At 57.3% G+C, this 23996-nt stretch carries 23 protein-coding genes; 4 read left to right on the top strand and 19 right to left on the bottom strand.

The genetic code is table 11. The features are described from left to right. Window positions 1-16 precede the first annotated feature (16 nt). The 6 genes from ALQ04_RS03750 to ALQ04_RS03725 all read right to left on the bottom strand — a co-directional run bounded on the left by ALQ04_RS03750 (window position 17) and on the right by ALQ04_RS03725 (window position 7714). The gene (locus ALQ04_RS03750; RefSeq protein WP_122314572.1) at window positions 17-2014 is read right to left on the bottom strand and encodes a nucleoside-diphosphate sugar epimerase/dehydratase; all 1998 of its coding nucleotides are present in this window, start codon (window positions 2012-2014) and stop codon (window positions 17-19) included. A 153-nt stretch (window positions 2015-2167) separates the two neighbouring features. Beyond that, a complete protein-coding gene (locus ALQ04_RS03745; RefSeq protein WP_122314571.1) occupies window positions 2168-3133 on the bottom strand; it encodes an SDR family oxidoreductase in 966 nt (321 codons plus the stop codon). After that, the gene (locus ALQ04_RS03740) at window positions 3133-4389 is read right to left on the bottom strand and encodes a glycosyltransferase family 4 protein (protein WP_122314513.1); all 1257 of its coding nucleotides are present in this window, start codon (window positions 4387-4389) and stop codon (window positions 3133-3135) included. The genes ALQ04_RS03745 and ALQ04_RS03740 overlap by 1 nt, the downstream gene beginning before the upstream one ends. Before the next feature lie 14 nt (window positions 4390-4403). Beyond that, window positions 4404-5534, bottom strand: coding sequence for a non-hydrolyzing UDP-N-acetylglucosamine 2-epimerase (wecB, locus tag ALQ04_RS03735; protein ID WP_122314512.1), 1131 nt, complete (start codon window positions 5532-5534; stop codon window positions 4404-4406). A gap of 23 nt (window positions 5535-5557) precedes the next feature. Beyond that, window positions 5558-6676, bottom strand: a complete 1119-nt coding sequence (gene wbjC, locus ALQ04_RS03730) for a UDP-2-acetamido-2,6-beta-L-arabino-hexul-4-ose reductase (protein WP_122314511.1) — start codon at window positions 6674-6676, stop codon at window positions 5558-5560. 3 nt (window positions 6677-6679) lie between these two features. Further along, on the bottom strand, window positions 6680-7714 hold the full coding sequence (locus tag ALQ04_RS03725) for a polysaccharide biosynthesis protein (protein ID WP_122314510.1): 1035 nt from the start codon (window positions 7712-7714) through the stop codon (window positions 6680-6682). A 728-nt stretch (window positions 7715-8442) separates the two neighbouring features. Here ALQ04_RS03725 and ALQ04_RS03720 point away from each other — a divergent pair. The 3 genes from ALQ04_RS03720 to cmoB all read left to right on the top strand — a co-directional run bounded on the left by ALQ04_RS03720 (window position 8443) and on the right by cmoB (window position 10634). After that, the gene (locus ALQ04_RS03720; RefSeq protein WP_122314509.1) at window positions 8443-8835 is read left to right on the top strand and encodes a protease inhibitor I42 family protein; all 393 of its coding nucleotides are present in this window, start codon (window positions 8443-8445) and stop codon (window positions 8833-8835) included. Window positions 8836-8934: 99 nt separating this feature from the next. Then, window positions 8935-9678, top strand: coding sequence for a carboxy-S-adenosyl-L-methionine synthase CmoA (gene cmoA, locus ALQ04_RS03715; protein WP_122314508.1), 744 nt, complete (start codon window positions 8935-8937; stop codon window positions 9676-9678). Next, window positions 9675-10634: a tRNA 5-methoxyuridine(34)/uridine 5-oxyacetic acid(34) synthase CmoB gene (cmoB, locus tag ALQ04_RS03710; protein WP_122314507.1), complete on the top strand. Its 960-nt coding sequence runs from the start codon at window positions 9675-9677 to the stop codon at window positions 10632-10634. The genes cmoA and cmoB overlap by 4 nt, the downstream gene beginning before the upstream one ends. Before the next feature lie 63 nt (window positions 10635-10697). On the opposite strand, the gene pdxJ is transcribed toward cmoB, so the two are convergent. The 11 genes from pdxJ to rpoE form a co-directional block, all read right to left on the bottom strand. Beyond that, window positions 10698-11438 carry a pyridoxine 5'-phosphate synthase gene (gene pdxJ, locus ALQ04_RS03705; RefSeq protein ID WP_122314506.1) on the bottom strand — a complete coding sequence of 247 codons (741 nt, stop codon included), beginning with the start codon at window positions 11436-11438 and terminating at the stop codon, window positions 10698-10700. A 50-nt stretch (window positions 11439-11488) separates the two neighbouring features. Beyond that, window positions 11489-12172 carry a DNA repair protein RecO gene (gene recO / locus ALQ04_RS03700; protein WP_122314505.1) on the bottom strand — a complete coding sequence of 228 codons (684 nt, stop codon included), beginning with the start codon at window positions 12170-12172 and terminating at the stop codon, window positions 11489-11491. Between the two features lie 68 nt (window positions 12173-12240). Continuing rightward, complete coding sequence (gene era / locus ALQ04_RS03695) at window positions 12241-13143, bottom strand: GTPase Era (RefSeq protein WP_122314504.1); 903 nt, start codon at window positions 13141-13143, stop codon at window positions 12241-12243. Continuing rightward, entirely contained in the window at window positions 13136-13825 is a 690-nt protein-coding gene (rnc, locus tag ALQ04_RS03690; RefSeq protein WP_122314503.1) for a ribonuclease III, read from the bottom strand. The genes era and rnc overlap by 8 nt, the downstream gene beginning before the upstream one ends. Further along, window positions 13822-14199: a DUF4845 domain-containing protein gene (locus ALQ04_RS03685; RefSeq protein WP_122314502.1), complete on the bottom strand. Its 378-nt coding sequence runs from the start codon at window positions 14197-14199 to the stop codon at window positions 13822-13824. The genes rnc and ALQ04_RS03685 overlap by 4 nt, the downstream gene beginning before the upstream one ends. Before the next feature lie 115 nt (window positions 14200-14314). Beyond that, window positions 14315-15169 (bottom strand): signal peptidase I, encoded by an 855-nt coding sequence (lepB, locus tag ALQ04_RS03680; RefSeq protein WP_122314501.1) that lies wholly within the window; start codon window positions 15167-15169, stop codon window positions 14315-14317. Between the two features lie 9 nt (window positions 15170-15178). Further along, window positions 15179-16975: a translation elongation factor 4 gene (gene lepA / locus ALQ04_RS03675; RefSeq protein WP_122314500.1), complete on the bottom strand. Its 1797-nt coding sequence runs from the start codon at window positions 16973-16975 to the stop codon at window positions 15179-15181. 170 nt (window positions 16976-17145) lie between these two features. Next, window positions 17146-18528, bottom strand: coding sequence for a DegQ family serine endoprotease (locus ALQ04_RS03670; RefSeq protein WP_259644893.1), 1383 nt, complete (start codon window positions 18526-18528; stop codon window positions 17146-17148). Window positions 18529-18884: 356 nt separating this feature from the next. Further along, window positions 18885-19841, bottom strand: a complete 957-nt coding sequence (locus tag ALQ04_RS03665) for a MucB/RseB C-terminal domain-containing protein (RefSeq protein WP_122314498.1) — start codon at window positions 19839-19841, stop codon at window positions 18885-18887. 8 nt (window positions 19842-19849) lie between these two features. Beyond that, a complete protein-coding gene (locus ALQ04_RS03660; RefSeq protein ID WP_122314497.1) occupies window positions 19850-20440 on the bottom strand; it encodes an RseA family anti-sigma factor in 591 nt (196 codons plus the stop codon). Window positions 20441-20472: 32 nt separating this feature from the next. Then, window positions 20473-21054 carry an RNA polymerase sigma factor RpoE gene (rpoE, locus tag ALQ04_RS03655; protein ID WP_002554912.1) on the bottom strand — a complete coding sequence of 194 codons (582 nt, stop codon included), beginning with the start codon at window positions 21052-21054 and terminating at the stop codon, window positions 20473-20475. 584 nt (window positions 21055-21638) lie between these two features. Between rpoE and nadB the strand changes: the two genes are divergently transcribed. After that, a complete protein-coding gene (gene nadB / locus ALQ04_RS03650) occupies window positions 21639-23255 on the top strand; it encodes an L-aspartate oxidase (RefSeq protein WP_122314496.1) in 1617 nt (538 codons plus the stop codon). On the opposite strand, the gene ALQ04_RS03645 is transcribed toward nadB, so the two are convergent. Together ALQ04_RS03645 and ALQ04_RS03640 are read right to left on the bottom strand one after the other, a co-directional pair. Next, a complete protein-coding gene (locus ALQ04_RS03645; RefSeq protein ID WP_122314495.1) occupies window positions 23224-23688 on the bottom strand; it encodes a protein YgfX in 465 nt (154 codons plus the stop codon). The genes nadB and ALQ04_RS03645 overlap by 32 nt on opposite strands. Continuing rightward, window positions 23672-23926 (bottom strand): succinate dehydrogenase assembly factor 2, encoded by a 255-nt coding sequence (locus tag ALQ04_RS03640; RefSeq protein WP_122314570.1) that lies wholly within the window; start codon window positions 23924-23926, stop codon window positions 23672-23674. Before ALQ04_RS03640 ends, ALQ04_RS03645 begins: the two co-directional genes overlap by 17 nt. Window positions 23927-23996 lie beyond the last annotated feature (70 nt).

Genomic DNA, 23996 nt, shown 5'->3' with positions numbered 1-23996 from the left:
CCGGATGAGAAGAGAGTTACTGATTGTTGATGCGTTTTTCCAGGTGCATCCAGTCGACGATCTCGCCTTCAGGCGTGTAACCGGCCACCAGCTCGCTCAGCATCTGCCGCACACGTGGATAGTCATCGTTGGCGACGGCATTCAACAGCGACTCCAGCTTGTCCTTCAGGGTGTCCCACGGCAGGAAGTCTTCATTGGCGCTCATGATCATCGGGTGACGGGTCGGCACCACGTTATCGCCGATCAACAGTTCTTCGTAGAGTTTTTCCCCTGGACGCAAACCGGTGAATTCGATGGCGATATCACCATGTGGATTGCGCTCGGAACGCATGCTCAGGCCTGACAGGTTGATCATCCGCTCGGCCAGCTCGATGATTTTCACCGGCGCGCCCATATCCAGCACGAAAACGTCCCCGCCCTGCCCCATGGAACCTGCCTGAATCACCAGTTGCGCCGCTTCGGGTATGGTCATGAAGTAGCGGGTGATATTCGGATGGGTCACCGTCAACGGACCACCGCTCTTGATCTGCTTGTGAAACAGCGGGATCACCGAGCCGGAAGAGCCCAGCACATTGCCGAAGCGCACCATGGTGAAACGGGTCTTGTTGACGTGGGAAACCTTGCTGCTGCCACTGAACAGTATCGGCGCAACCTCGCGGCTGAGCGCCTGCAAGATCATTTCGGCGAGCCTTTTGGTGCTGCCCATGACATTCGTCGGACGAACCGCCTTGTCAGTGGAGATCAGTACAAAGTTGGCAACACCGACCTGCAAGGCCGCCTGTGCCGTGTGCAACGTACCCATGACATTGTTCAGCACGCCTTCAGCGCTGTTGTGCTCGACGATCGGCACATGCTTGTAGGCGGCAGCGTGATAGACCGTCTCGACGTTCCAGGTCCGCATCACATCGACCATTTTATCGAAGTAGCGTACCGAACCCAGGATTGGCAGCACTTCGACATTGAGCGCGTTCTGCTGAACCTGCTTCTCCAGTTCACCGAAAATACTGTAGAGGTTGAATTCGCTGTGCTCGAACAGCAGCAGCCGGGCAGGCTTCAGCATGAGGATCTGACGGCATAACTCAGAGCCGATCGAACCACCCGCGCCGGTAACCATCACGACCTTGCCAGTAATACAGTGCTCCAGCAGATCGTCCTGTGCCGACACCGAGTCGCGACCCAGCAGGTCAGCGATGCCCACTTCCTGAATGTCATCGACCTTGACCCGGCCACTGGCCAGATCCATGAAGCCAGGCACGCTGCGCACATGCAGCGGATAGCCTTCCAGATACTCAAGAATCTCGCGTCGACGGGTACGGGTCGCCGATGGAATGGCCAGGAGAATTTCCTGCGCACCGGTGGCATCGATCATTTGCTGGATATGCCTGGGCTTGTAGACCAACAGCCCGCCGACAGTACGCTTGGTAATCGAACTGTTGTCGTCAATGAACGCCACCGGCCGCATCAAGCGCCCGAGACGCAAGGCGGCGACCAGTTGATTGCCTGCCGCGCCGGCGCCATAGATTGCAACCTTGGGCAAGCCATTGTCACGTGAGGTGAAAGGAACATGCTGGGAAGCCATGAACCAGTCGCCCAGAAAGTACTGGCGCATGATCAGGCGCAAGCCACCGATCATCACCAGGCTCAGCCACCAGTAATTGAAAATGACCGAGCGAGGGACAACCACTTCATGGTCGCCATACCAGTACACGACCAGTGAAACCAGCAAGGCAGACAGACTGACGGCCTTGATAATGGTGATCAGCGCATCATTGCCAAAAAAGCGCATGACCGCACGGTACATACCGAAGCGGATAAAGATAGGAATCGTCAGGACTGGTGCCGCGGCGAACAACCAGAAGTGATCGAAGATGGACGTATAGGCCGCGTCAACGCCCAGCCGCACGACAAACGCGAGCAGTAAGGCAACCCACACCAACAGGATATCGGCGCCGACCTGCACTATTCGCTTGTTCTTGCGCGAAAGGCCAAGCATTCGCGAGCGTAACTTCATCATCATCCCTCTATCTCCACCTGACTCCATGTCGTCTGTTCGGACTTCATGGCGTATGACGCCGTTGAAAACAATTCATGTTGCAACCCGGTCACAAGGCATTTGCCGACTTGCACCTTGAACCTGAGTGCCGCTACCCATATCAGGAACCTTGAATCACCTGCTCTGGTTTTCCTGATAGTGACGAGCGGCCATCGACAAGGCCTTGTCAACGCTCACTGGAGGAGTCCAGCCCAACAATGAACGATTTTTATCGATATCCACCTGCAAGGATCCACACAAACGCTGTGACAGCGAACGCTTGCCCAGCATCTTCGCCCCCAGCTCCAGCAGGGCAGACGGGATCGGCAACAGCCGCGCCGACTTGCCCAGCGCACTTGCCATGCGTTTGAGCAATTGGGTCGTCGACAGATCTTCGCCATCGCTGACCAGAAAAGTCTGGTTGGCAGCCGCGGGATGGGTCATGCAGGTCACAATCAGGTCGACCAGATTATCCAGGGCAACCAGGCTGCGCCGGTTATCGATCGCACCAAAAGGCAGCGGAACACCTTTGTCCAGCCAGCGCATCATCGACAGGAAGTTGGCTTTCACTCCCGGCCCATAGACCAGTACAGGACGAATAATCACGACTTCCAGCCCGGTCTGCTCGGCAAGGGCGCGCAAGCCCTGCTCGGCTTCCATCTTGGAAACCCCGTACGGGTCCATGGGGGCAGGCGTATCGTCAGCACGATAAGGCTGGCCCGGCTGAGTACCTTCACCATTGACCTTGATGGAACTGATGAAGATAAAGCGTCTGGCTCCCGCCGCTGCAGCCTGGCGTGCCAGGTTCAGAGTCCCTTCGACGTTGACTTTACGAAACGCAGCCAGCGGATCGGCCTCAGTGTCGTTCATGACATGTACACGGGCAGCCGAATGGATCACCACTTGTACACCCGCGAGACTGTCTTGCCAGTCCGTCTGCCCGTCCAGGCTCGTGACAGTGCTGATCGTGGCCTGTGGATCGACTTGCGCCGAAGCACTGCGCACTGCAGCAGTCACGTGATCACCGCGCTTGATGAGACTGGTGAGTAGTGCTTTACCGACAAAACCGGTTGCACCAGTCAGTAAAACAGACGAGGGAATCATGACTGGCTCGCTTTGCGAAGGGTAGCTTGATGAAAGAGGGTTTCCAGACGCATCAGTAGATTGCCCTTGCCATAGTGCTGCTCATAATAGTGGCGCCCTGCCCGACCCATGCTGTCGCGTTCGGCCTGGGTAGTTTCAGCCAGTTGACGGGTAATCGTCGCCAGCCCCTGGGCATCGCCGGACTCACAGGCAAAACCGGCACCGGACTCATTGATTACCCGCGCTGCTTCACCATTGATCATTCCCAATACGGGGCGGCCCGAAGCCAGGTATGCCTGGACCTTTCCGGGAATGGTCTTTTCAAACACATCATTGGTTTTCAGCGATACCAGCAAGGCATCCGCCTGGGCAAACAGCCCAGGCATGGCCTCCAGCGGATGTCGCCCGAGAAGATGCACGTTATCCAGTTGCCTGACCGATATCTGCTCGGCAAGCCACTCACTCATGCGACCATCGCCAACAATGACCCAGCGCACGGCATGGCTGGCACGCAGCGATTCGGCTGCCTCCAGTATGGCAGGGAAATCCTGAGCATCACCAAGATTGCCGGCAAACACGACCGTAAACACGTTCGGGTCCTGCTTGATCAAATCACACAATGGCGGTGAGGACGATGAAAAATCGTCCTCGGCCCAACTCGGGAAGTAGACCAGTCGCTCATCGGTAATCGGTCGGGTGCAATAGCGCCGGACGTTGTCCAGAAAGCCATGGGATTGCAACAGCAGATAGTCCGTCCGGTTATAGATCCAGGAAACGAGCTTGCCGACCAGAGCCAGCAGCCATGGCTGCTTCACCACGCCAACGGCACGCAGGGTTTCAGGCCACAGGTCAAGCACCCATACAAACACTGGCGCACGCTTCAACCAGCCAATCACCAGCGCCGGAATGGCAGCCATGATTGGTGAAACGGCGTACACGAAGATCGTATCGAACTTGCGCTTGCGCAGCTTGAAAACACCCAGCGTCGAGGCGCTGATGAAGAACGACAGGTAGTTGAGCACCAGGCTCAGGCTGCGCTTGCCACGAGGGACAAGCGGTACCCGCACCACTTCGGCACCGCAATAGGGACTGAATTCTTCAGGCTTCTGGCGGTAACTTTCAAATACTTTCCCTTCAGGATAATTAGGCAAGCCCGTCAGGACGGTCACCTCATGCCCTTTCTCAGAAAGATCGCGGACCAGATCATTGATCCGCATATTCTCCGGCCAAAAATACTGCGTCACTACCAGAATCTTTAACGTTTTTTCAGCCATTTCTACCACTCGGATCAGTACCGCTTCCAGACAACGCGATTCACGTAGTCGGTGTAGCTGTGCAGGATACGCACGACCTTGTCGGAAACGTTGGGCATGCTGTAATCCTCCACGAGACGCAAGGAACGCACATCGCCACGCGACTGGCTTTCGAGAATATTCAGGCCTTGCAGTACGCGCACGGTTTCCAGCCCGACCATCATGGCCGCAGCCTCTTCCATGCCTTCAGGACGCTCGTGAGCTTCACGGATGTTCAGGGCCGGGAAATTCAGGATAGAAGCTTCCTCGTTGATCGTGCCGCTGTCGGACAGTACGGCCTTGGATTCGAGTTGAAGCTTGTTGTAGTCCTTGAAGCCCAGAGGCTTGAGCAACCGCACATTGGCATGGAAGGTCACGCCCATCGCGTCGACACGCTTCTGGGTGCGCGGATGGGTGGAGACAATTACCGGCAGGTCGAACTGCTCTGCCACGGTGTTGAGTACGTCCACCAGTTTGAGGAAGTTCTTGTCCGAGTCGATATTTTCTTCGCGGTGTGCGCTGACCACGAAGAACTTGCCAGGCTCAAGACCCAGGCGAGTCAGGACATCGGAGTTGTCGATGCCTTCACGGTAGTATCCCAGCACTTCAAACATCGGGCTGCCGGTCTTGATCACGCGATCCGCAGGCAGGCCTTCACGCAACAGATAGTCACGGGCAATGGTGCTGTAGGTGAGGTTGATGTCGGCCGTGTGGTCGACGATGCGCCGGTTGATTTCTTCCGGAACGCGCATGTCGAAGCAACGATTGCCAGCTTCCATATGGAAGGTCGGAATCTTGCGACGCTTGGCTGGCAACACCGCCATGCAGCTATTGGTATCGCCCAGTACCAGCAGTGCTTCAGGCTGGATTTCAGCCAGTACACGGTCAACGGAAATGATCACGTTGCCGATGGTTTCGGCACCGCTGGCACCCGCCGCATTCAGGAAGTGGTCCGGCTTGCGGATACCCAGATCCTGAAAGAAGATCTCGTTCAACTCGTAGTCATAGTTCTGGCCAGTGTGGACCAGGATATGCTCGCAATGCTCGTCCAGGGCCGCCATGACCCGCGACAGACGAATGATTTCAGGCCGCGTACCCACGACAGTTACAATTTTCAGCTTTTTCATTTCAATATCCTGTCAACAGCAGCTCAGGCTTCGGTACCGACTGGGCGGTAGTAGGTGTCCGGGTGCTCGCGGTCAAAGATTTCATTGGCCCAGAGCATCACGATCATCTCGTCTTCACCAACGTTGGTGATGTCGTGGGTCCAGCCCGGCACGGTTTCAACGATCCGGGGCTGTTCACCGCTGGTGAACAACTCATGGAACTCGCCGGAAACGATATGGCGGAAACGGAAACAGGCCTCGCCCTTGATGACCAGGAATTTTTCCGTCTTGGAATGGTGGTAATGACCGCCACGGGTAATGCCCGGATGCGCCGTGAAGTAGGAAAACTGACCCGAGTCCGGCGTCTTGAGCATTTCCACGAACACACCACGCGGATCACCATGCTTGGGCACTTCATAGGTGAAGCGCTCAGGCGGCAGGTAGCTCAGGTAGGTCGAGTACAAGGCTCGCACCAGACCGGTGCCGACCCGCTCGGTGACCATCGATTGGCGACTGTCGCGAAAGACATTCAGCTGCTCGGCCAGCTCACCCACAGTAATCGAATACTGCGGCTCGACACTGACGAATGGCGTACCGGCCTGTTTACCGTCCATGACAGCCACGAAGTGGCTGATCACATCATCGATGTACACCAGGGTGATGCGTGCCTGCGGATCATTGATGCTGATCGGCAGATCACGGGCGACGTTATGGCAGAACGTGGCAACAGCCGAGTTGTAGTTCGGACGTGCCCATTTGCCGAAAACGTTTGGAAGCCGAAACAGGTGAACCGGCACACCGTGACTGGCATTCAGTGCAAGGAGTGCCTCTTCGGCACCGCGTTTGCTGCTGCCATACGGGTTTTCCAGTTCGGCCTGGCTGGACGAGGTGTACAGAATCGGCACCTGACGCCCACTGGCAACAATGGCGTCGCACAAGGCCCGCGTCAGGTCGGTATTGCCCGTCTGGAACTCTTGCGGATCCTGGGGACGATTGACGCCCGCCAGGTGAAAAATGAAGTCCGCCTCGGCAACCAGCCCAGGCAGACTGTCCAGAGAATCGTCACGGGTGAAGCGCAGCACCTGCACGTCAGCCCGCTCACCCAGATGGGAAACCAGATTCTGGCCAACAAAACCATTGGCGCCCGTAATCAGAACCTTCATGCCTTACTCCTCCGGCGTAGCATGCTCGCCACGCTGGATTGCCCGCATGAAGTCCAGCTTGAGCAACAGTTGCTGCATGCCTTCGACATCCAGACGCTCGGTATTGTGCGAGTTGTAATCTTCAGTGCGCGAAATCTTGGTTTCGCCCTGTTCGACGAACTTGGCGTAGTTCAGGTCGCGCAGGTCTGGCGGAATACGGAAATACTGGCCCTTGTCTTCGGCGCAGGCCATTTCTTCACGGCTCAGCAGCGCTTCATACAGTTTCTCGCCATGGCGTGTGCCGATGACCTGAATCGGATGCTCAGGCTTGCCTACCAGCGCAGTCAGCGCCTTGGCCAGCACTTCTACGGTAGCCGCCGGTGCCTTCTGTACGAACAGATCGCCATTGTTGCCATGCTCGAAGGCATACAGGACCAGATCGACCGCATCGCCCAGGGTCATCATGAAACGGGTCATGTTGGGATCGGTAAGGGTCAGTTCCTTGCCAGCACGGATCTGCTCGATGAACAGCGGAATCACCGATCCGCGCGAAGCCATTACGTTGCCATAGCGGGTACCGCAGATAACGGTCTTGTTCTCGTCCAGGTTACGCGACTTGGCAACCATGACCTTTTCCATCATCGCCTTGGAAATACCCATGGCGTTGATTGGATAGACAGCCTTGTCGGTGCTGAGGCAGACCACGCGACGAACTTCGTTCTGGATCGCTGCCTCAAGCAGGTTCTCGGTACCGATGACATTGGTCTTGACCGCTTCCATCGGATGGAATTCGCAGGACGGAACCTGTTTCAGAGCGGCCGCATGGAAAATGTAATCGACTCCGCGCGTGGCATTGAGCACGCTTTGGTAATCGCGCACATCGCCAATGTAGAACTTCAGCTTGCTATTGGCATAGCGCTTGCGCATGTCGTCCTGTTTCTTCTCGTCGCGACTGAAGATACGGATTTCCGCAATATCAGTGTCAAGGAAGCGCTTGAGGACCGCGTTGCCGAAAGAACCGGTACCGCCTGAAATGAGAAGTTTTTTTCCGCTGAACATAATAATTCCTGAAAATGAGGCAGGCAGTCCTGGATCAACAAGCCTTCAAGACCGAAAAAACCAATTTTTCTTTCTGCTGAGCGCAGGGATCAATGATCAATACAGCTCGCAGCAACGCTTGATACGCCATGCGCGACGATCACCTTGTGCCTGTCGTCGCCGAGAATCGTGAACGGTGTGCCATATGAAAACCTGCGCAATTGTGCCACTTCCTTATCGAAATGCCACCTCATTCTGGACGCAGCGCACCACACAAGGCCATTCACCAGCAAACAAGGCAAGGCAAAATGACATCATTGGTGCGACAAAGCATTGGCGACTCGACGATATCCTTAATCTTTTACTCGGTCTTTATAAGTAACTTCCAGGAAGCTGAAGACAACCCAAACTCCAAAAACAGTTTTGAGAAATAAAACGATAGTTCTATTCACCCTATCAGCAGCATCTTCAATGAACAGGAAACCTGTATCCACTGCCTGAGGGGCTTTTTTTGAGCAAGCCGATTACTTCATAAAGAAGCATAAATAGAACTCAGAGTTCGCCCAATAGCCATGTAGGAAGCTTCCTGATTCGATCCAATTTGTCACTTGGCCGAATGTAAGGAGCGCTTCAAGGCATTCATAAAGGCTACCAAGCAGCCGCCTGGTGATGGACATACAAGGTTGTTGATCGTGCCCCACCCGCAATGCGTTATCCTTCAGCATCGTCACGCAAACCCGGACCTTGCCATGACCTCAGCCCGAATCCTCGCGCCCTTGAGCCTCGCCCTTCTGACTGCCTGCGCGCAAACGCCGAAAAACATTGTATCGGTGGATGCCCAGAGCGATTGCCCGCTGACTCTCAAGAGCGGCCAGACCCTGATCCTCACCCTGCCCAGTAACCCTACCACCGGCTTTCGCTGGCAGATCCAGAACCCGGCGCAGAACGTCCTGCGCAGCCTGGGCCCTGAGGTATACAACAACTCGCAAAGCACTGAAATGGTCGGCAGCGGCGGACAATCGGTGTGGCGCTACAAGGCGACTGATGCAGGCGCTGGACAACTGTTGATGATCTACCAGCAACCCTGGACCCCGGAAGCGGCTCCCGAGCAGACATTCGAGTGTGCGATCACAGTGAACTGAAGGTTGGACGCGCTCTGTCAGACAACCTGCCGTGCCTGATGCATCACGGCGACAACTTGCCTAGAATGCCCGCCTTTCAAAGCCTTCGCCGGAACCGCCGTGAGCAAAGAACCCGATCGCATTTTCGCCCAGCCACTGGCTCAGGTGCCTGACTTCGCCTTCAACGAAGACGTGGTGCGGGTGTTTCCCGACATGATCAAGCGCTCGGTGCCCGGCTACCCGACGATTGTCGAAAATCTGGGCGTGCTCGCAGCCCAGTTCGCCAGGCCCGATACCGTTCTGTATGACCTGGGCAGCTCACTGGGGGCCGTGACTCAGGCCTTGCGTCGCCATGTGCGCAGCGAAGGCTGCAAGGTGATTGCCGTGGACAACTCGACGGCGATGGTCGAGCGCTGCCGGGAATACCTCAATGCCCAGGATTCGATGTTTCAGGAGTTGCTGCCTGTCGAGGTCATCGAGGGCGATATTCTGGCCTTGCGCTTCCAGCCAGCCTCGGTGGTGGCGCTGAACTTCACCCTGCAATTCATCGCCCCGGAACAGCGCCTGACGCTGCTGAGCAGCATTCGTCAGGCACTGGTGCCTGGCGGAGCCTTGATCCTCTCGGAAAAACTGCGCTTTGGCGACGAGCAGGAACATGCGCTGCTGACCGATCTGCACATCGCCTTCAAGCGCGCCAACGGCTACAGCGATCTGGAAATAGCCCAGAAACGCAGCGCCATCGAAAACGTCATGAAACCCGACAGCCTCGAAGAACACCGTGAACGCCTGCTGGCTGCCGGTTTTTCCAAGGTCGTTCCCTGGTTCCAATGCCTTAACTTTGCCTCGTTGATTGCCCTGCCATGATTGATCTCGCTCCACTTGCCCGCCGTCTTGCGGGTACGCCACTGGCTGACTGGGCCAATGGCCTGCAAGCACAACTCGATGCCAAGATGGCAAAGGGACACGGCGACCTGCAACGCTGGCAAAGCGCGCTGGATGCCCTGCCCGCACTTGCCGCCAGCCGTGTCGAACTGACTGACAGTTTTACCCTGGAAGTCGAGTGTGACGGCGAAACCCGCACTCGACTGCGCCAGGCGCTAATGGGCCTTTCACCATGGCGCAAGGGGCCGTTCGACGTATTCGGGGTGCATATCGATACCGAATGGCGCTCGGACTGGAAATGGTCGCGAGTCTCGCCACACCTGGACCTCACGGGCAAACGCATACTGGATGTCGGCTGCGGCAATGGTTATTACCAGTGGCGCATGCTGGGTGCCGGTGCCGACAGCGTGATTGGTGTCGACCCCAACTGGCTGTTCTTCTGCCAGTTCCAGGCCATGCAACGCTACCTTCCGGACCTTCCAGCCTGGCACCTGCCCTTCGCCCTGGAAGATCTGCCGGCCAGCCTTGAAGGCTTCGACACGGTGTTTTCCATGGGCGTGCTGTATCACCGCAAATCGCCCATCGACCATTTACTGGCCTTGAAAGACTGCCTGGTCAAAGGCGGCGAACTGGTCATGGAAACCCTGGTAGTGCCGGGCGATGTCCAGCAGGTGCTGGTCCCGGAAGATCGCTATGCGCAAATGCGTAACGTATGGTTCCTGCCCTCGGTCCCGGCACTGGAACTATGGCTGCGGCGCGCCGGATTTACCGATGTGCGCTGCGTCGATGTCAGCACCACCACCGTGCAGGAACAGCGCAGTACCGAGTGGATGCGCTACCAGTCGCTGGGCGACTTCCTCGATCCGGCAGACCACAGCCGCACCGTGGAAGGTTTGCCAGCGCCGATGCGGGCAGTCATCGTTGGGCGCAAGCCGTGAGTCTTCGCGGATGAGTCCACTCCTGCACAGTCCGTGCGGGAGTGGACTCATCCGCGAAAAAGCTTATCTGGCCGCAGCCACAATCAAGGCCTTCATCTCGGCCACTGCCGACTTGAACCCCACGAACAGGGCATGTGCAACCAGCGCATGGCCGATATTCAGTTCGTTGATGCCCTTGATCGCAGCCACCGCTTCGACGTTGTGATAATGCAGGCCATGGCCGGCATTGACGATCAGGCCCTCAGCCACACCAAACGCTACACCGTCGGCAATCCGCTGCAGCTCTTGGGCAACTTCCTCTGGTGTCTGGGCATCGGCGTAACGACCGGTATGCAACTCAATAGCCGGAGCACCTACGCGCTTTGAAGCAGCGATCTGTTGCTTATCCGCATCGATGAACAGTGACACCTCGCAGCCGATCTTCGCCAGTCGCTCGACCGCAGCCTTGATGCGCGCTTCCTGTCCGGCAACATCCAGGCCACCTTCGGTGGTCAGTTCCTGACGGGTTTCCGGAACCAGACAGACATGGGCCGGACGAATGCGCTCGGCGAACGCCAGCATTTCCTCGGTCACGCCCATCTCGAAGTTCATGCGCGTCTGCAACACGTCCTTGAGCAGCAACACATCGCGCTCCTGAATATGACGACGGTCCTCACGCAAATGCACGGTAATACCATCAGCGCCCGCCTCTTCGGCATCCAGCGCGGCCTTCACCGGGTCCGGGTAGCGTGTACCACGGGCCTGACGCAACGTGGCAACGTGATCGATATTCACGCCAAGAAGGATGCGAGTGCTTTGGGTCACGGGTGTCTCCTGAAGTTTGATCGAAGCAGACCGCAGAGCATAAAGCCTGCTCACGGCTTGCGAAACAGTTCGCGGCTCACTAATGGGCGACCGCCCAGATGCACGGCCAATGCCTGACGCATCAAACGCTTGGCGGCGGACAAGGCTCCCGGGGCGCTCCAGTCCGCTTCGGCCATAGCCAGCAGCTCCACGCCCTGAAACAACCCGGGCTGCAGCAGATAAACCCGCTCGAGACCGGCATCCACTTGCAGACGATACAGACCGTCGGCAACAAGCGGCTCGCCGTTGATATCGACGTCCAGCGCAAAGCCGTAGCCCAGATCGTCCAGCAGACGCCACTCGAACGAACGCAACAGCGGTTCCAGCGGACGGCCTTGCGCCAACGCCGTCAAGGTCGCGGCATAGTGATCGAAAACCGCCGGGTGCGGATCTTCCGAAGGCAGCAGGCGAATCAGCAGTTCATTGAGGTACATGCCGCTGAACAAGGCTTCGCCGACCAGCCAGATGGCAACCCCGGCACCTTCCATGCGACCGACATTCTTGAGCTCGCCACGCCCGCGAAACTCGGCCTCCAGAGGCACGAAGGGACGCGCCAGAGTACCGGCCTTGCCACGAGCATTACGCAGCACGGCGCGCAAGCGACCTTGCGGCGTGAGGAAATCGACCAGAGCGCTGTTTTCGCGATATGCCCGACTGTGGAGCACATAAGCAGGTTGGCCGGTTGGCGTGCTCATCGGGCTGGCTCGAAAGAAAGGAAACTCACCCGACCACGAAACGAATCATGGTCGGGTGGCAGAACGGCTTAGAGGTCGCCGTAGCCCAGCGAACGCAAGGCACGCTCATCGTCGGACCAGCCGCCCTTGACCTTGACCCACAGGTTGAGCATGACCTTGGAGTCGAACAGCAGCTCCATGTCGCGGCGTGCATCGCTGCCGATACGCTTGATCCGCTCACCCTTGTCGCCAATGATGATTTTCTTCTGCCCGTCACGCTCGACCAGAATCAAGGCATGGATGTGCAAGGTGCGCCCCTGCTGCTTGAACTCTTCGATCTCGACGGTGATCTGGTACGGAAGCTCGGCACCCAGTTGGCGCATGATTTTCTCGCGCACCAGCTCGGCAGCCAGGAAGCGGCTGCTACGGTCGGTAATCTGGTCTTCCGGGAAGAAATGATCGTTTTCCGGCAGATGCGAGGCGATCAGGCCTTCCAGGGCTTCGAGGTTGTGTCCGTGCTGGGCGGAAATCGGCACGATGGACGCATTCGGCAACTGGCCCTGCAGCCATTCCAGATGCGGCATCAGATCGCCTTTGTCTTCGATGCGATCAGTCTTGTTGATCGCCAGGATGACCGGGCCCTGTACGTACTGGACGCGCTCCAGAACCATCTGGTCCTCGTCGGTCCAGCGGGTGCGGTCTACCACGAAGATCACCACATCGACGTCTTTCAACGCAGCCGAGGCAGTCTTGTTCATGTAGCGATTGAGGGCTTTCTCGCTGTTCTTGTGCATGCCGGGAGTATCGACATAGATCGCCTGTACGGCGCCCTCGGTCTTGATACCCAGCATGTTGTGGCGAGTCGTCTGCGGCTTGCGCGAGGTGATCGCCAGCTTCTGGCCCAGAATGTGGTTGAGCAGCGTGGACTTGCCTACGTTGGGCCGGCCGACGATGGCAACATAGCCACAGCGAGTTGCAGTTGTATCAGTCATTACCGTTCTCCACGCCCAGAGCAATCAGTGCTGCGGCCGCTGCTACCTGTTCGGCAATGCGACGACTGACACCCTGACCTCGACTCTTTTCATTCAATAAGGTGATCTCGCATTCGACGAAAAACGTCCGGCAATGCGGTTCGCCCTGGATATCCACCACTTCGTAACGCGGCAACTCACAGGCACGCGACTGGAGGAACTCCTGCAATCGGGTTTTCGGGTCCTTGTTGGTATCGACCAGGGTCAGGCTGTCGAACTCGTTGGTCAGCCATGCCAGCACACGCTCGCGCGCAGCCTCCATGCCTGAATCGAGATAGATCGCACCGATCAGGGCTTCGAGGGCATCGGCAAGAATCGATTCACGGCGGAAACCACCGCTCTTCAACTCGCCGGAACCCAGGCGCAGGTACTCGCCCAGATCGAAACCACGGGCCAGCAGAGCAAGGGTTTCGCCCTTCACCAGACGTGCGCGCAAACGCGACAACTGGCCTTCGCGAGCCTGGGGGAAACGCTCGAACAGCGCTTCACCGGCCACGAAGTTGAGGATCGCATCACCGAGAAACTCCAGACGCTCATTGTTGCGGCCAGCAAAACTGCGGTGGGTCAGGGCCAGGATCATCAGTTCCTGATCCTTGAAGGTATAGCCGAGCTGACGCTCCAGGCGGCTCAAGGATACGCTCACGGTTTACCCACGCTGAATTGCTGATCGAACTTCATCACCAGATCGATATTCTGGATCAATGGCTCACGCTGTTCATATTTCAAATGGGCGCTGAACTTGTTGTTCTGCACCGTCACCTTTAAAGCCTTGTTCAAATCCACATCCTGAATATTGTTGACCTGCATGTTTTTACCGACATAACTGTAAAAATCGTCGACCGTGGTGATATCCAGGGCCTGATTGCTCTCGACCGACTCGATGATTTTCTTCATCGACATATAGTCGAGGTAGTGCGGGACCAGCTTGAAGGCAGTGCTCATCACAAAAGCGATCAGCGCCAGCGCTATCATCCACCCGACGAACGACAAACCTTTCTGAGACGTGGAAAACGTCATACTTCGACCTCGAACTCAAGGATAGCCCGCTCACGCCGCCGACATGATTTATCGGTCATAAACGTTTGGGCCAACCCAAATGAGATACGGCGCTGTTCTAGCAGCGCCGCATTGATTACTTGATCAACCCTACCCGTGAAAAGTTAGGGAAGTGACTGAGTTTAGGCTCCGGCCAGCTCATCCAGACCGCGAACGCCTTGCCTACGATGTTCTTGTCCGGGACCATGCCCAGCTCGTTCTTGGGAATGTTCGGATCATCCCAGTAACGGCTGTCATTGGAGTTGTCGCGGTTGTCGCCCATCATGAAGTAATGCTCGGCCGGCACGGTCCACTCGCTGTCAGGCGGCGCACGGTAGCGGCTCATTTCCTGGCGAATCTGGTGCTCGACTTCGCCCAGCTTCTCTTCATACAGCTCGGCACTGCCCAGCGTGCCCGGCTCGCTGCCGATCAGCTTTTTCGCAACCAGTTCGCCGTTGACGAACAGACGCTTGTCACTGGTATAGCGAATATGGTCACCCGGCAAACCGACTACACGCTTGATGTAGTTGACGCTGGGATCGCTTGGGTAGCGAAACACCATGACGTCACCACGCTGCGGGTCACCGATCTGGATCACTTTCTGGTCCAGCACCGGCAGACGGATGCCGTAGGAGAACTTGTTGACCAGGATGAAATCTCCCACCTCCAGTGTCGGTTTCATGGAGCCCGAAGGAATCTGGAAAGGTTCGACCAGAAAGGAACGGAGCACCAGCACCAGAAACAGCACCGGAAAGAACGACTTGCCGTATTCGACCAGCAAAGGCTCTTTGTTCAATTGCTCAACAACCGCAATGTCCGGCTGATTGACGCTGCCCTGATAGGTCGAAATGGCCGCCCGGCGACGAGGCGCCAGGAGAACCAGATCAATCAGTGCGAGCAAGCCACAGACAAAGACTGCGATGACCAACAACAGCGGGAAATTTAGTGACATAGGACCTGACTATTCCAACCTGAGCACTGCAAGGAAAGCTTCCTGTGGAATTTCCACGTTGCCCACCTGCTTCATGCGTTTCTTACCGGCCTTTTGCTTCTCCAGCAACTTGCGCTTACGACTCACGTCGCCGCCATAACATTTGGCCAGTACGTTCTTTCTAAGTGCCTTGACGGTTGTACGCGCCACAATCTGCCCGCCAATGGCGGCCTGGATTGCCACATCGAACATCTGCCGCGGAATCAGCTCTTTCATTTTCTCGGTCAACGCACGACCTTTGTAATGCGCGTTGTCACGGTGCACGATCAACGCCAGGGCATCGACCTTCTCGCCGTTGATCAGTACATCGAGCTTGACCAGATTGGCCGACTGATAACGATCGAAATGGTAGTCCAGCGAGGCATAACCACGGCTGACCGACTTGAGACGATCAAAGAAGTCCAGGACCACTTCGTTCATCGGCAGGTCATAGCTCACCTGTACCTGGGTTCCGAGGAACAGCATGTCATGCTGAACACCACGTTTCTCGATGCACAGCGTAATGACGTTGCCCAGGTGCTCCTGAGGCACAAGAATATTGGCCCGCACGATCGGCTCGCGCATGTCTTCGATAGCAGACAGGTCAGGAAGCTTGGACGGGTTGTCGACGTAAATCGTTTCACCGCTCTTGAGCAACAGCTCGAAAATTACCGTTGGCGCAGTGGTGATCAGGTCCAGATCGTACTCGCGCTCCAGGCGCTCCTGGATGATCTCCATGTGGAGCATGCCCAGGAAGCCGCAACGGAAGCCGAAGCCCAGTGCATCGGAGCTTTCCGGCAGGTACTGCAGCGAAGAGTCGTTGAGCGTCAGCTTTTGCAGCGCTTCGCGGAAGTCCTCGAAATCGTCCGAGCTGACCGGGAACAGACCGGCATAGACCTGCGGCTGAATGCGCTTGAAGCCTGGCAGCACATCGACATCGGGAGTCGAGCTGAGGGTCAGGGTGTCACCGACCGGTGCACCATGAATGTCCTTGATGCCAGCGATAATGAAGCCTACTTCGCCCGCCTTGAGATCAACGGTTGCGGTGTGCTTGGGGTTGAACACACCGACGCTGTCGACCAGGTGCATCTTGCCGGTGGACTTGACGAGGATCTTGTCGCCTTTCTTGACGCGACCATGACGCACACGTACCAGAGAGACAACGCCCAGGTAGTTGTCGAACCAGGAATCGATGATCAACGCCTGTAGCGGATCTTCGATATTGCCCTCAGGCGCAGGAATCGTGGTAACCAGACGCTCCAGCACCTCGTCGACACCCATGCCGCTCTTGGCACTGCAGGCCACGGCATCGGTGGCATCGATGCCGATGATCTTCTCGATCTCTTCCTTGACGCGGTCCGGATCGGCCTGCGGCAAGTCCATCTTGTTCAGTACCGGCATGACCTCAAGGCCCTGCTCGATAGCGGTGTAGCAGTTGGCAACCGACTGCGCCTCGACGCCCTGACCGGCATCGACCACCAGCAACGCACCTTCGCAGGCCGCCAGGGAACGGCTGACTTCATAGGTGAAGTCCACGTGACCCGGGGTGTCAATGAAGTTCAGCTGGTAGGTCTTACCGTCTTTGGCCTTGTAGTACAGGGTAACGCTGTGGGCCTTGATGGTGATGCCGCGTTCGCGCTCAAGATCCATGGAGTCGAGAACCTGCGCTTCCATTTCGCGCTCGGACAGGCCACCGCACATTTGAATGAAGCGGTCGGCCAGCGTCGACTTGCCATGGTCAATGTGGGCGATGATGGAGAAATTGCGGATATGACTCAAATCACTCACGGATCAACACTCAAAAAGGTTGCAGGCAGATTGCCCGCCGAAAAATAGCCGGGAATTGTACCTGAAGGAAACAAGAGGCGTCACGCCCGTAGGCATGTGGATCGACGCCACCCGGCAGGCAAGCACAAAAAAGGGCGGTGTTTACCGCCCTTTTTCGTCAAACCTGCTGGTTACTCAGCCAGTTTGAAGGTAATGAAACTTGCCCGGCCCTGACGCAGAACGCGCATGGAGACGGAGCGATCCTTGGGAAGGCTTTTGGCCACTTCGGTAAATTGCTTGGCCGACGTGATCGCCTGATTGTTCAGGTGAGTGATCACATCACCCGCCTGCAGACCGATCAAGGCTGCCGGACCACCCTGCACTTCCTTGATCACGACTCCGCCCTTGAGGTCGAAGCTTTTCTTCTGCTCGGCGGTCAACTCGATGACCGAAACGCCCAGGCGGTTACTGCTGCGCTCTGCTCCCGGACCCGAACTGCCCATTTCCTGGCCTTCGTCCGGCAGCGCACCGACGGTGACCGTCAGGTTCTGGCGCTTGCCATCACGGATCACTTCAAGCTCGGCCTTGCTGCCGTCCTTGAGATTGCCGATCAGATGTGGAAGGTCGGCCGACATGACAATTGGCTGGCCATTCGCACTGAGGATCACATCACCAACCTGCAGGCCACCCTTGGCAGCCGGACCATCTTCAAGCACCTGGGCAACCAGCGCACCAGCAGGCTTGTCCAGACCGAACGACTCGGCCAGATCCTTGTTGACCTCCTGGATCACGACACCCAGCCAGCCACGGTTGACCTTGCCAGTTGCCTTGAGCTGATTGGCGACATCCATGGCCACATCGATCGGAATTGCGAACGACAGCCCCATGAAACCGCCCGAGCGGGTGAAAATCTGCGAGTTGATGCCCACCACTTCACCGGCCATGTTGAACAGCGGACCACCGGAGTTACCCGGGTTGATCGCTACGTCGGTCTGGATGAACGGCACATAGGTATCGTTCGGCAGGCTGCGGCCCTTGGCGCTGACGATCCCCTTGGTCACCGAATGATCGAAACCGAACGGCGAACCGATGGCCAGCACCCACTCACCGACCTTGAGTTTGTTGGAGTTGCCCAGCTTGGCAATCGGCAGGTTCTTGCCATCGATTTTCAGTACGGCAACATCGGTACGCGGATCAGTACCGACCAACTTGGCCTTCAATTCACTGCGGTCGGAAAGGCGCACGATGATTTCGTCGGCACCATCGATTACGTGATTGTTGGTCAGAACGTAACCGTCGGCAGAAATGATGAAACCCGAACCCAATGATTGGGCTTCGCGCTGACGATCACCCTTTCCTGGAGCACGGGACCCTGGCGGCATGCTGCGTTCAAGGAACTCGCGAAGCATGGGCGGCAGACCTTCCAGATCAGGAACCTGACCGGCTATTGCTGCGCGATCCGGCATTTTCTGGCGGGTACTGATATTCACTACCGCCGGGGAGGCCTGTTCAACCAGCCCGGTGAAATCCGGCAAGTCTTCGGCCTGAGCCACAGCGACCTGTCCGAGCATCATCACGGCAGCAATCAGTGAAAAGTAAGATTTCAAACGTGGTATCGACATACGGCTCCCGTTAACAACGAGCAAAGTTAAGCAGTACAGAGCGGCTGACTCAAAGACTCATGTACCGCAGGCAAGCACGGCACCATCCCTGGATCAGCTTTCAAGCCCTACAAACGACAAAGGCCAGAGCTGCGAGGCTGTGACCTATAGAAAAAAACGAGAGTTTTTGCAACTTGCAAACCTCACCAAACATTTCAGTGTCTCTGCCCAAGGCCAGTTGAACTGCGGTCTGGCGGTTTATAGGGCCCAAGATGAAACCTTTTACATCCCGGGCACTGAGATCATTTCCACTGCTGATTGGTCGACTGCTACTTGCTGGCCTGCACTTCTGTGCTGCGCATGGACAGCGCCACATGCTCGGCGGTCCCCAACGGGATCTCGCCAACCACCGTCACCATCACCACACCACGAGAAGTGGTGAGCCTGCGCGACACGGCAACGGTAGGCCCCAACTGGGTACGGATATCAGTGGTGGCACCATCGCTCACCGACTCGATAAACACTGAAAAACGTGCCAGGCCATCGCCATACATCAGACTGGTGACCAGCGCCTTGGATGCAGGATCCTTGCGAACAGCACTGCTGCTGAGCTCGAAACCAGGCGGCACCCACTCGGAGCGCCACGCTACAGGAGCACTGGCAGACTCGGTCTTTGCCTTGACGGCACTGACCGACTTGCAGTCCGAACTGGGTTGCAGAGACGCATCGGAAGGAACCGTCGTATCAAACTCGGTGAACTGGAAGCGCTCCAGCAACTGGCCCTTCTCACTCAGGAGGAGAGACTTCAGAGGCAGACCGGTTTCATTGTCCACATGCAGTTCGATACCGTATCGGTGCTGGTCCTTGGGCGTCATTGCCACAATGGTCGCAGCACGACCCGCGACCCTGGACTTGCCAATAACGGTCATGTCGTACCAGGCCGAGAGCTTCTTGGTATCGAATACGCGAGCAGTCGAATCGGAAGGATTGGCCACGCCCGAAACGAGCGTGCCACTTACGCATTGGGTCAGACCATCAACACGCGAGACTTCCTGGGCCGAACCATCGAGCTGCAGCAGTCTTTCTCTGACTTTGCCGTCGGCAACGCTGTGCCAGATACGGTGAGTCGAAAAACTGCCGTTACGCTCGTAGACGAAGGTACCCTGATAGCTCTGTTGTTGATTGGCCTGCGCAAGACGCTTGAACATGTCTTGCGCATCATCAGCATGCGCGGGAAGGGCAAGCCATCCACCGAGCAAAAGCGGCAATAGCGGGACGGCTCGCATGTTCCTCCTTAACGGTTTTCCAGGCTGGCGGCACGTGCGTATGGCAGCGCGCTTTCAGTACCCTTCAACGCAGCTTCCTGAGCGTGCTGGCGCAGATAGCCTGGCAGACGCTGATCGCCTTCACCGGCCTGACCCTGCAATACACCATTGGCCATCGGGCCTGGAGCTTGCTCGGTCTCGGTGTAACCAGCCAGTACTGCCGGACCTTTCACTTGCGGTACGGACAGATTGGCTGGCTGTTGAACCTGCTGTGCCAACTGTGCACCTGCGATTTCGTCCTGGTTATAGAGACGAACACCAGCCAGGACGGCGACAGTTACCGAAGCGGCAACGGCCAGACGGCCCAGAGTACGCCACGGGCCGCGAGCGACCTTGAGCGGGCTGACTTCATCGGCGATTGCGGCAGATACAGCAGCCGAAATATCCAGGTGAGGCATCAGCAACTCTTTGTGCATGGCAGCACGGGCAACCTGATAACGCGACCACGTGGCACGTGTATCGGCGTCGTCGATGGCATTCAGTACCCGACGTAACTCCAACTCATCCGCTTCGTTATCCATCACTGCGGACAGCGATTCCTGCAGGGCTTCACGACTCATGGCGGTTTCCTCTCTTGGCTATCGCCGCTGTCTCAGGATTCCTGCAACAACGGCTGCAGGGCTTTATCGATGGCTTCCCGAGCGCGGAAGATCCGGGAGCGCACGGTACCAACGGGACACTGCATGACGCTCGCAATGTCTTCATAACTCAGACCATCAAATTCACGCAAAGTTAGAGCCGTACGCAAATCTTCCGGGAGAAGCTGGATGGTCCGATGGACTGTGCCCTCGATCTCATCCCTCAACAATGCACGCTCCGGCGATTCGATGTCCTTGAGGCCATGATCGCCGTCGTAGAACTCCGCATCTTCAGACCTTACATCGCTATCTGGTGGCCGCCGACCGCGCGACACCAAATAGTTTTTCGCCGTGTTAATGGCGATGCGGTACAGCCATGTATAGAAAGCGCTGTCACCGCGAAAGTTTCCAAGCGCACGGTAGGCCTTGATAAAGGCTTCCTGTGCAACATCCTGAGCCTCATGGGTGTCGTGCACGAAACGCACGATCAACCCTAGAATCTTGTGCTGATACTTCAGCACCAACAGATCAAATGCTCGCGTGTCACCGCGCTGAACGCGCTCGACAAGCTGCTGATCCTCTTCCTGGGTTAGCATGAACACTCCTCGTTAAGCTTGGAGGGGTGTTGCAACAGCCATTGTTCAGGCTTGCAAACATAGACTCGGGCTTTTCGCAAAAGTTCTCCCCTTCCAGGCAAGTTTCCTGCAGACACTCATTTGGCCTGCACGAAAAACGCAGCTCGAACCAGTCGGCTGCGTAATAGTCTTTTCGCCGGCTCCGCTGTCGATGATTGATCGACTTCACGCAAGCCGCCGCTGTCCTTTACAGGCAACCAGCTATTGAACTTGGGCCTCATTAAAAGTTCCCAGGATCCGAACACTGGTGAAAGACACATCCTGCAGCGTTTTCGGCCAGACCAGCCCGGTGATTGACGTCCACCAGACGGTGCAACGGAAAACGGTATGCATGGCGTCAGGGACTGGCGCACAATTCAGCCCCGCGATGGTCTCACAATGCCATGAAAGCGAGGCTATTGTGCCGTTACCCCCTTACTTATACTAGGGCCTGTTGCCGTTTCAGCACGAACTGCGTTGCTGTGCAGAATCCAGCCTGCCATGCACCATGAACGGGCGTTTTGAAACTGCATCTCCCTGATGGCCGCCAAAGGCAGAATTCCTACATGAGTCAACATTTTCAGCACGATGTACTGGTGATTGGCAGCGGTGCGGCGGGCCTGAGTCTGGCGCTGACCCTTCCCGACCATCTACGCATCGCCGTCCTGAGCAAAGGCGACCTGTCCAACGGCTCGACATTCTGGGCTCAGGGTGGCGTGGCTGCCGTGCTCGACGACACCGACACCGTACAGTCTCATGTCGAGGACACCCTCAATGCCGGTGGTGGTCTGTGTAATGAAGATGCGGTGCGCTTTACGGTCGAGCATAGCCGCGAATCGATCCAGTGGCTGATAGACCAAGGCGTTCCGTTCACCCGCGGCGAACACTCGGGCAGCGAAGAAAGCAGCTTTGAATTCCACCTGACCCGCGAAGGCGGCCATAGCCATCGGCGGATCATCCATGCTGCCGACGCAACCGGGGCAGCCATTTTCAAGACGCTGTTCGAACAGGCCAGCAAACGTCCGAACATCGAACTGCTGGATCAGCGCGCCGCCATCGACCTGATCACCGAGCGGCGCCTGGGCCTGAGCGGCCAGCGCTGCCTGGGCGCCTATGTGCTCAACCGCAAGACCGGCGAAGTCGATACTTATGGCGCACGCTTCACCATTCTGGCTTCGGGCGGTGCGGCAAAGGTCTACCTTTATACCAGCAACCCGGACGGCGCCTGTGGCGACGGTATCGCCATGGCCTGGCGTTCCGGTTGTCGGGTCGCCAACCTGGAGTTCAACCAATTCCACCCGACCTGCCTCTATCACCCGCAGGCCAAGAGCTTTCTGATCACGGAAGCATTACGTGGCGAAGGCGCCTATCTCAAGCTGCCCAATGGCGAACGCTTCATGCCGCGCTTCGATGAGCGGGCCGAACTGGCTCCGCGGGACATCGTCGCCCGCGCCATCGACCACGAAATGAAGCGCCTGGGCATCGACTGCGTCTACCTGGACATCAGTCACAAGCCTGAAGCCTTCATCAAGTCTCACTTCCCGACCGTCTACGAGCGCTGCCTCGAATTCTCCATCGACATCACCAGACAACCTATCCCGGTGGTGCCGGCGGCGCATTACACCTGCGGCGGCGTGATGGTCGATAACCAGGGCCGCACCGACGTACCCGGCCTCTATGCCATCGGCGAAACCAGCTTTACCGGCCTGCACGGCGCCAATCGCATGGCCAGCAACTCGCTGCTCGAATGTTTTGTCTATGCGCGCTCTGCGGCGGCGGACATCGAGGCGCAACTGGCCGACATTCAGATGCCGGACAATCTGCCGGCCTGGGATGCCAGCCAGGTAACCGACTCGGACGAAGATGTGATCATCGCCCACAACTGGGATGAGTTGCGGCGTTTCATGTGGGACTACGTGGGTATAGTGCGCACCAACAAGCGCTTGCAGCGCGCCCAGCACCGGGTTCGTCTGCTGCTCGACGAGATTGATGAGTTCTACAGCAACTATAAAGTCAGTCGCGACCTGATCGAGTTGCGCAATCTGGCACAGGTTGCCGAACTGATGATCCGCTCGGCCATGGAACGCAAGGAATCCCGAGGACTGCATTACACGCTGGATTACCCGCAAATGCTGCCAGAAGCGCTGGACACTATTCTGGTACCGCCCACCTACGCGGGCTGAACTTCAAGCGTACGCGCAGACGTCGGTGGCTATCCGGCGTCAGCGCATCGCGCGGGATACAGAGGCTTTGCAGGTAGCGCCCGGCTCGCCCGTCCTTTACCAGACGAAAGCGCAAAATGACGATCCATGGCAAGGCCAGGCTGTCACGGCAAAGTTGTACGGGCTGCCAACCACCCTGCTCGCTCCATAACTGCCAGCCCCGGCGATCACGCCGCAAGGCAGTAAAGGACGAGCGACTGCTGAGCAGAATCGATCGGGGCACGACCCACAAACCGTGCGCCAGACACAGCACGACGCCGGACACAGCGGCCCAGCCGGGGATATCGAGCCAGTACAGGGCAACGAGCGCCAATAGCTGGGCGCTCAGATAACCCGCCAGCAGCAGACGCGAAGCCTGCCAATGGCACTCGAAACGATCACTTGGGCTGGACACGGTCCAGAATCATGCGGACCATACGCTGCAGCTCGGGATCTTCGGATTCGGCACGCTGCATGAACCAGCCGAACATGTCCTGATCCTCGCAACTGAGCAGGCGACGATAAAGGTCACGATCCTCTTCATTCAAATGCGGGTAGACTTCCCGGACGAACGGCACCAGCAGCACGTCCAGTTCAAGCATGCCGCGGCGGCTGTGCCAATAAAGGCGGTTGAGTTCGACGTCTTCGACCATGGAGCGCTCCTCAAAGTAGGCCGCGAGTATACAGGCGCGAGCCGCTTGAGCGAATTGCACAATGGTCGCA

Source organism: Pseudomonas cichorii, from assembly GCF_003700275.1.
In the GTDB taxonomy this organism is placed as follows: Bacteria; Pseudomonadota; Gammaproteobacteria; order Pseudomonadales; family Pseudomonadaceae; genus Aquipseudomonas; species Aquipseudomonas cichorii_B.
This window is presented reverse-complemented; position numbering and strand designations above follow the sequence as displayed.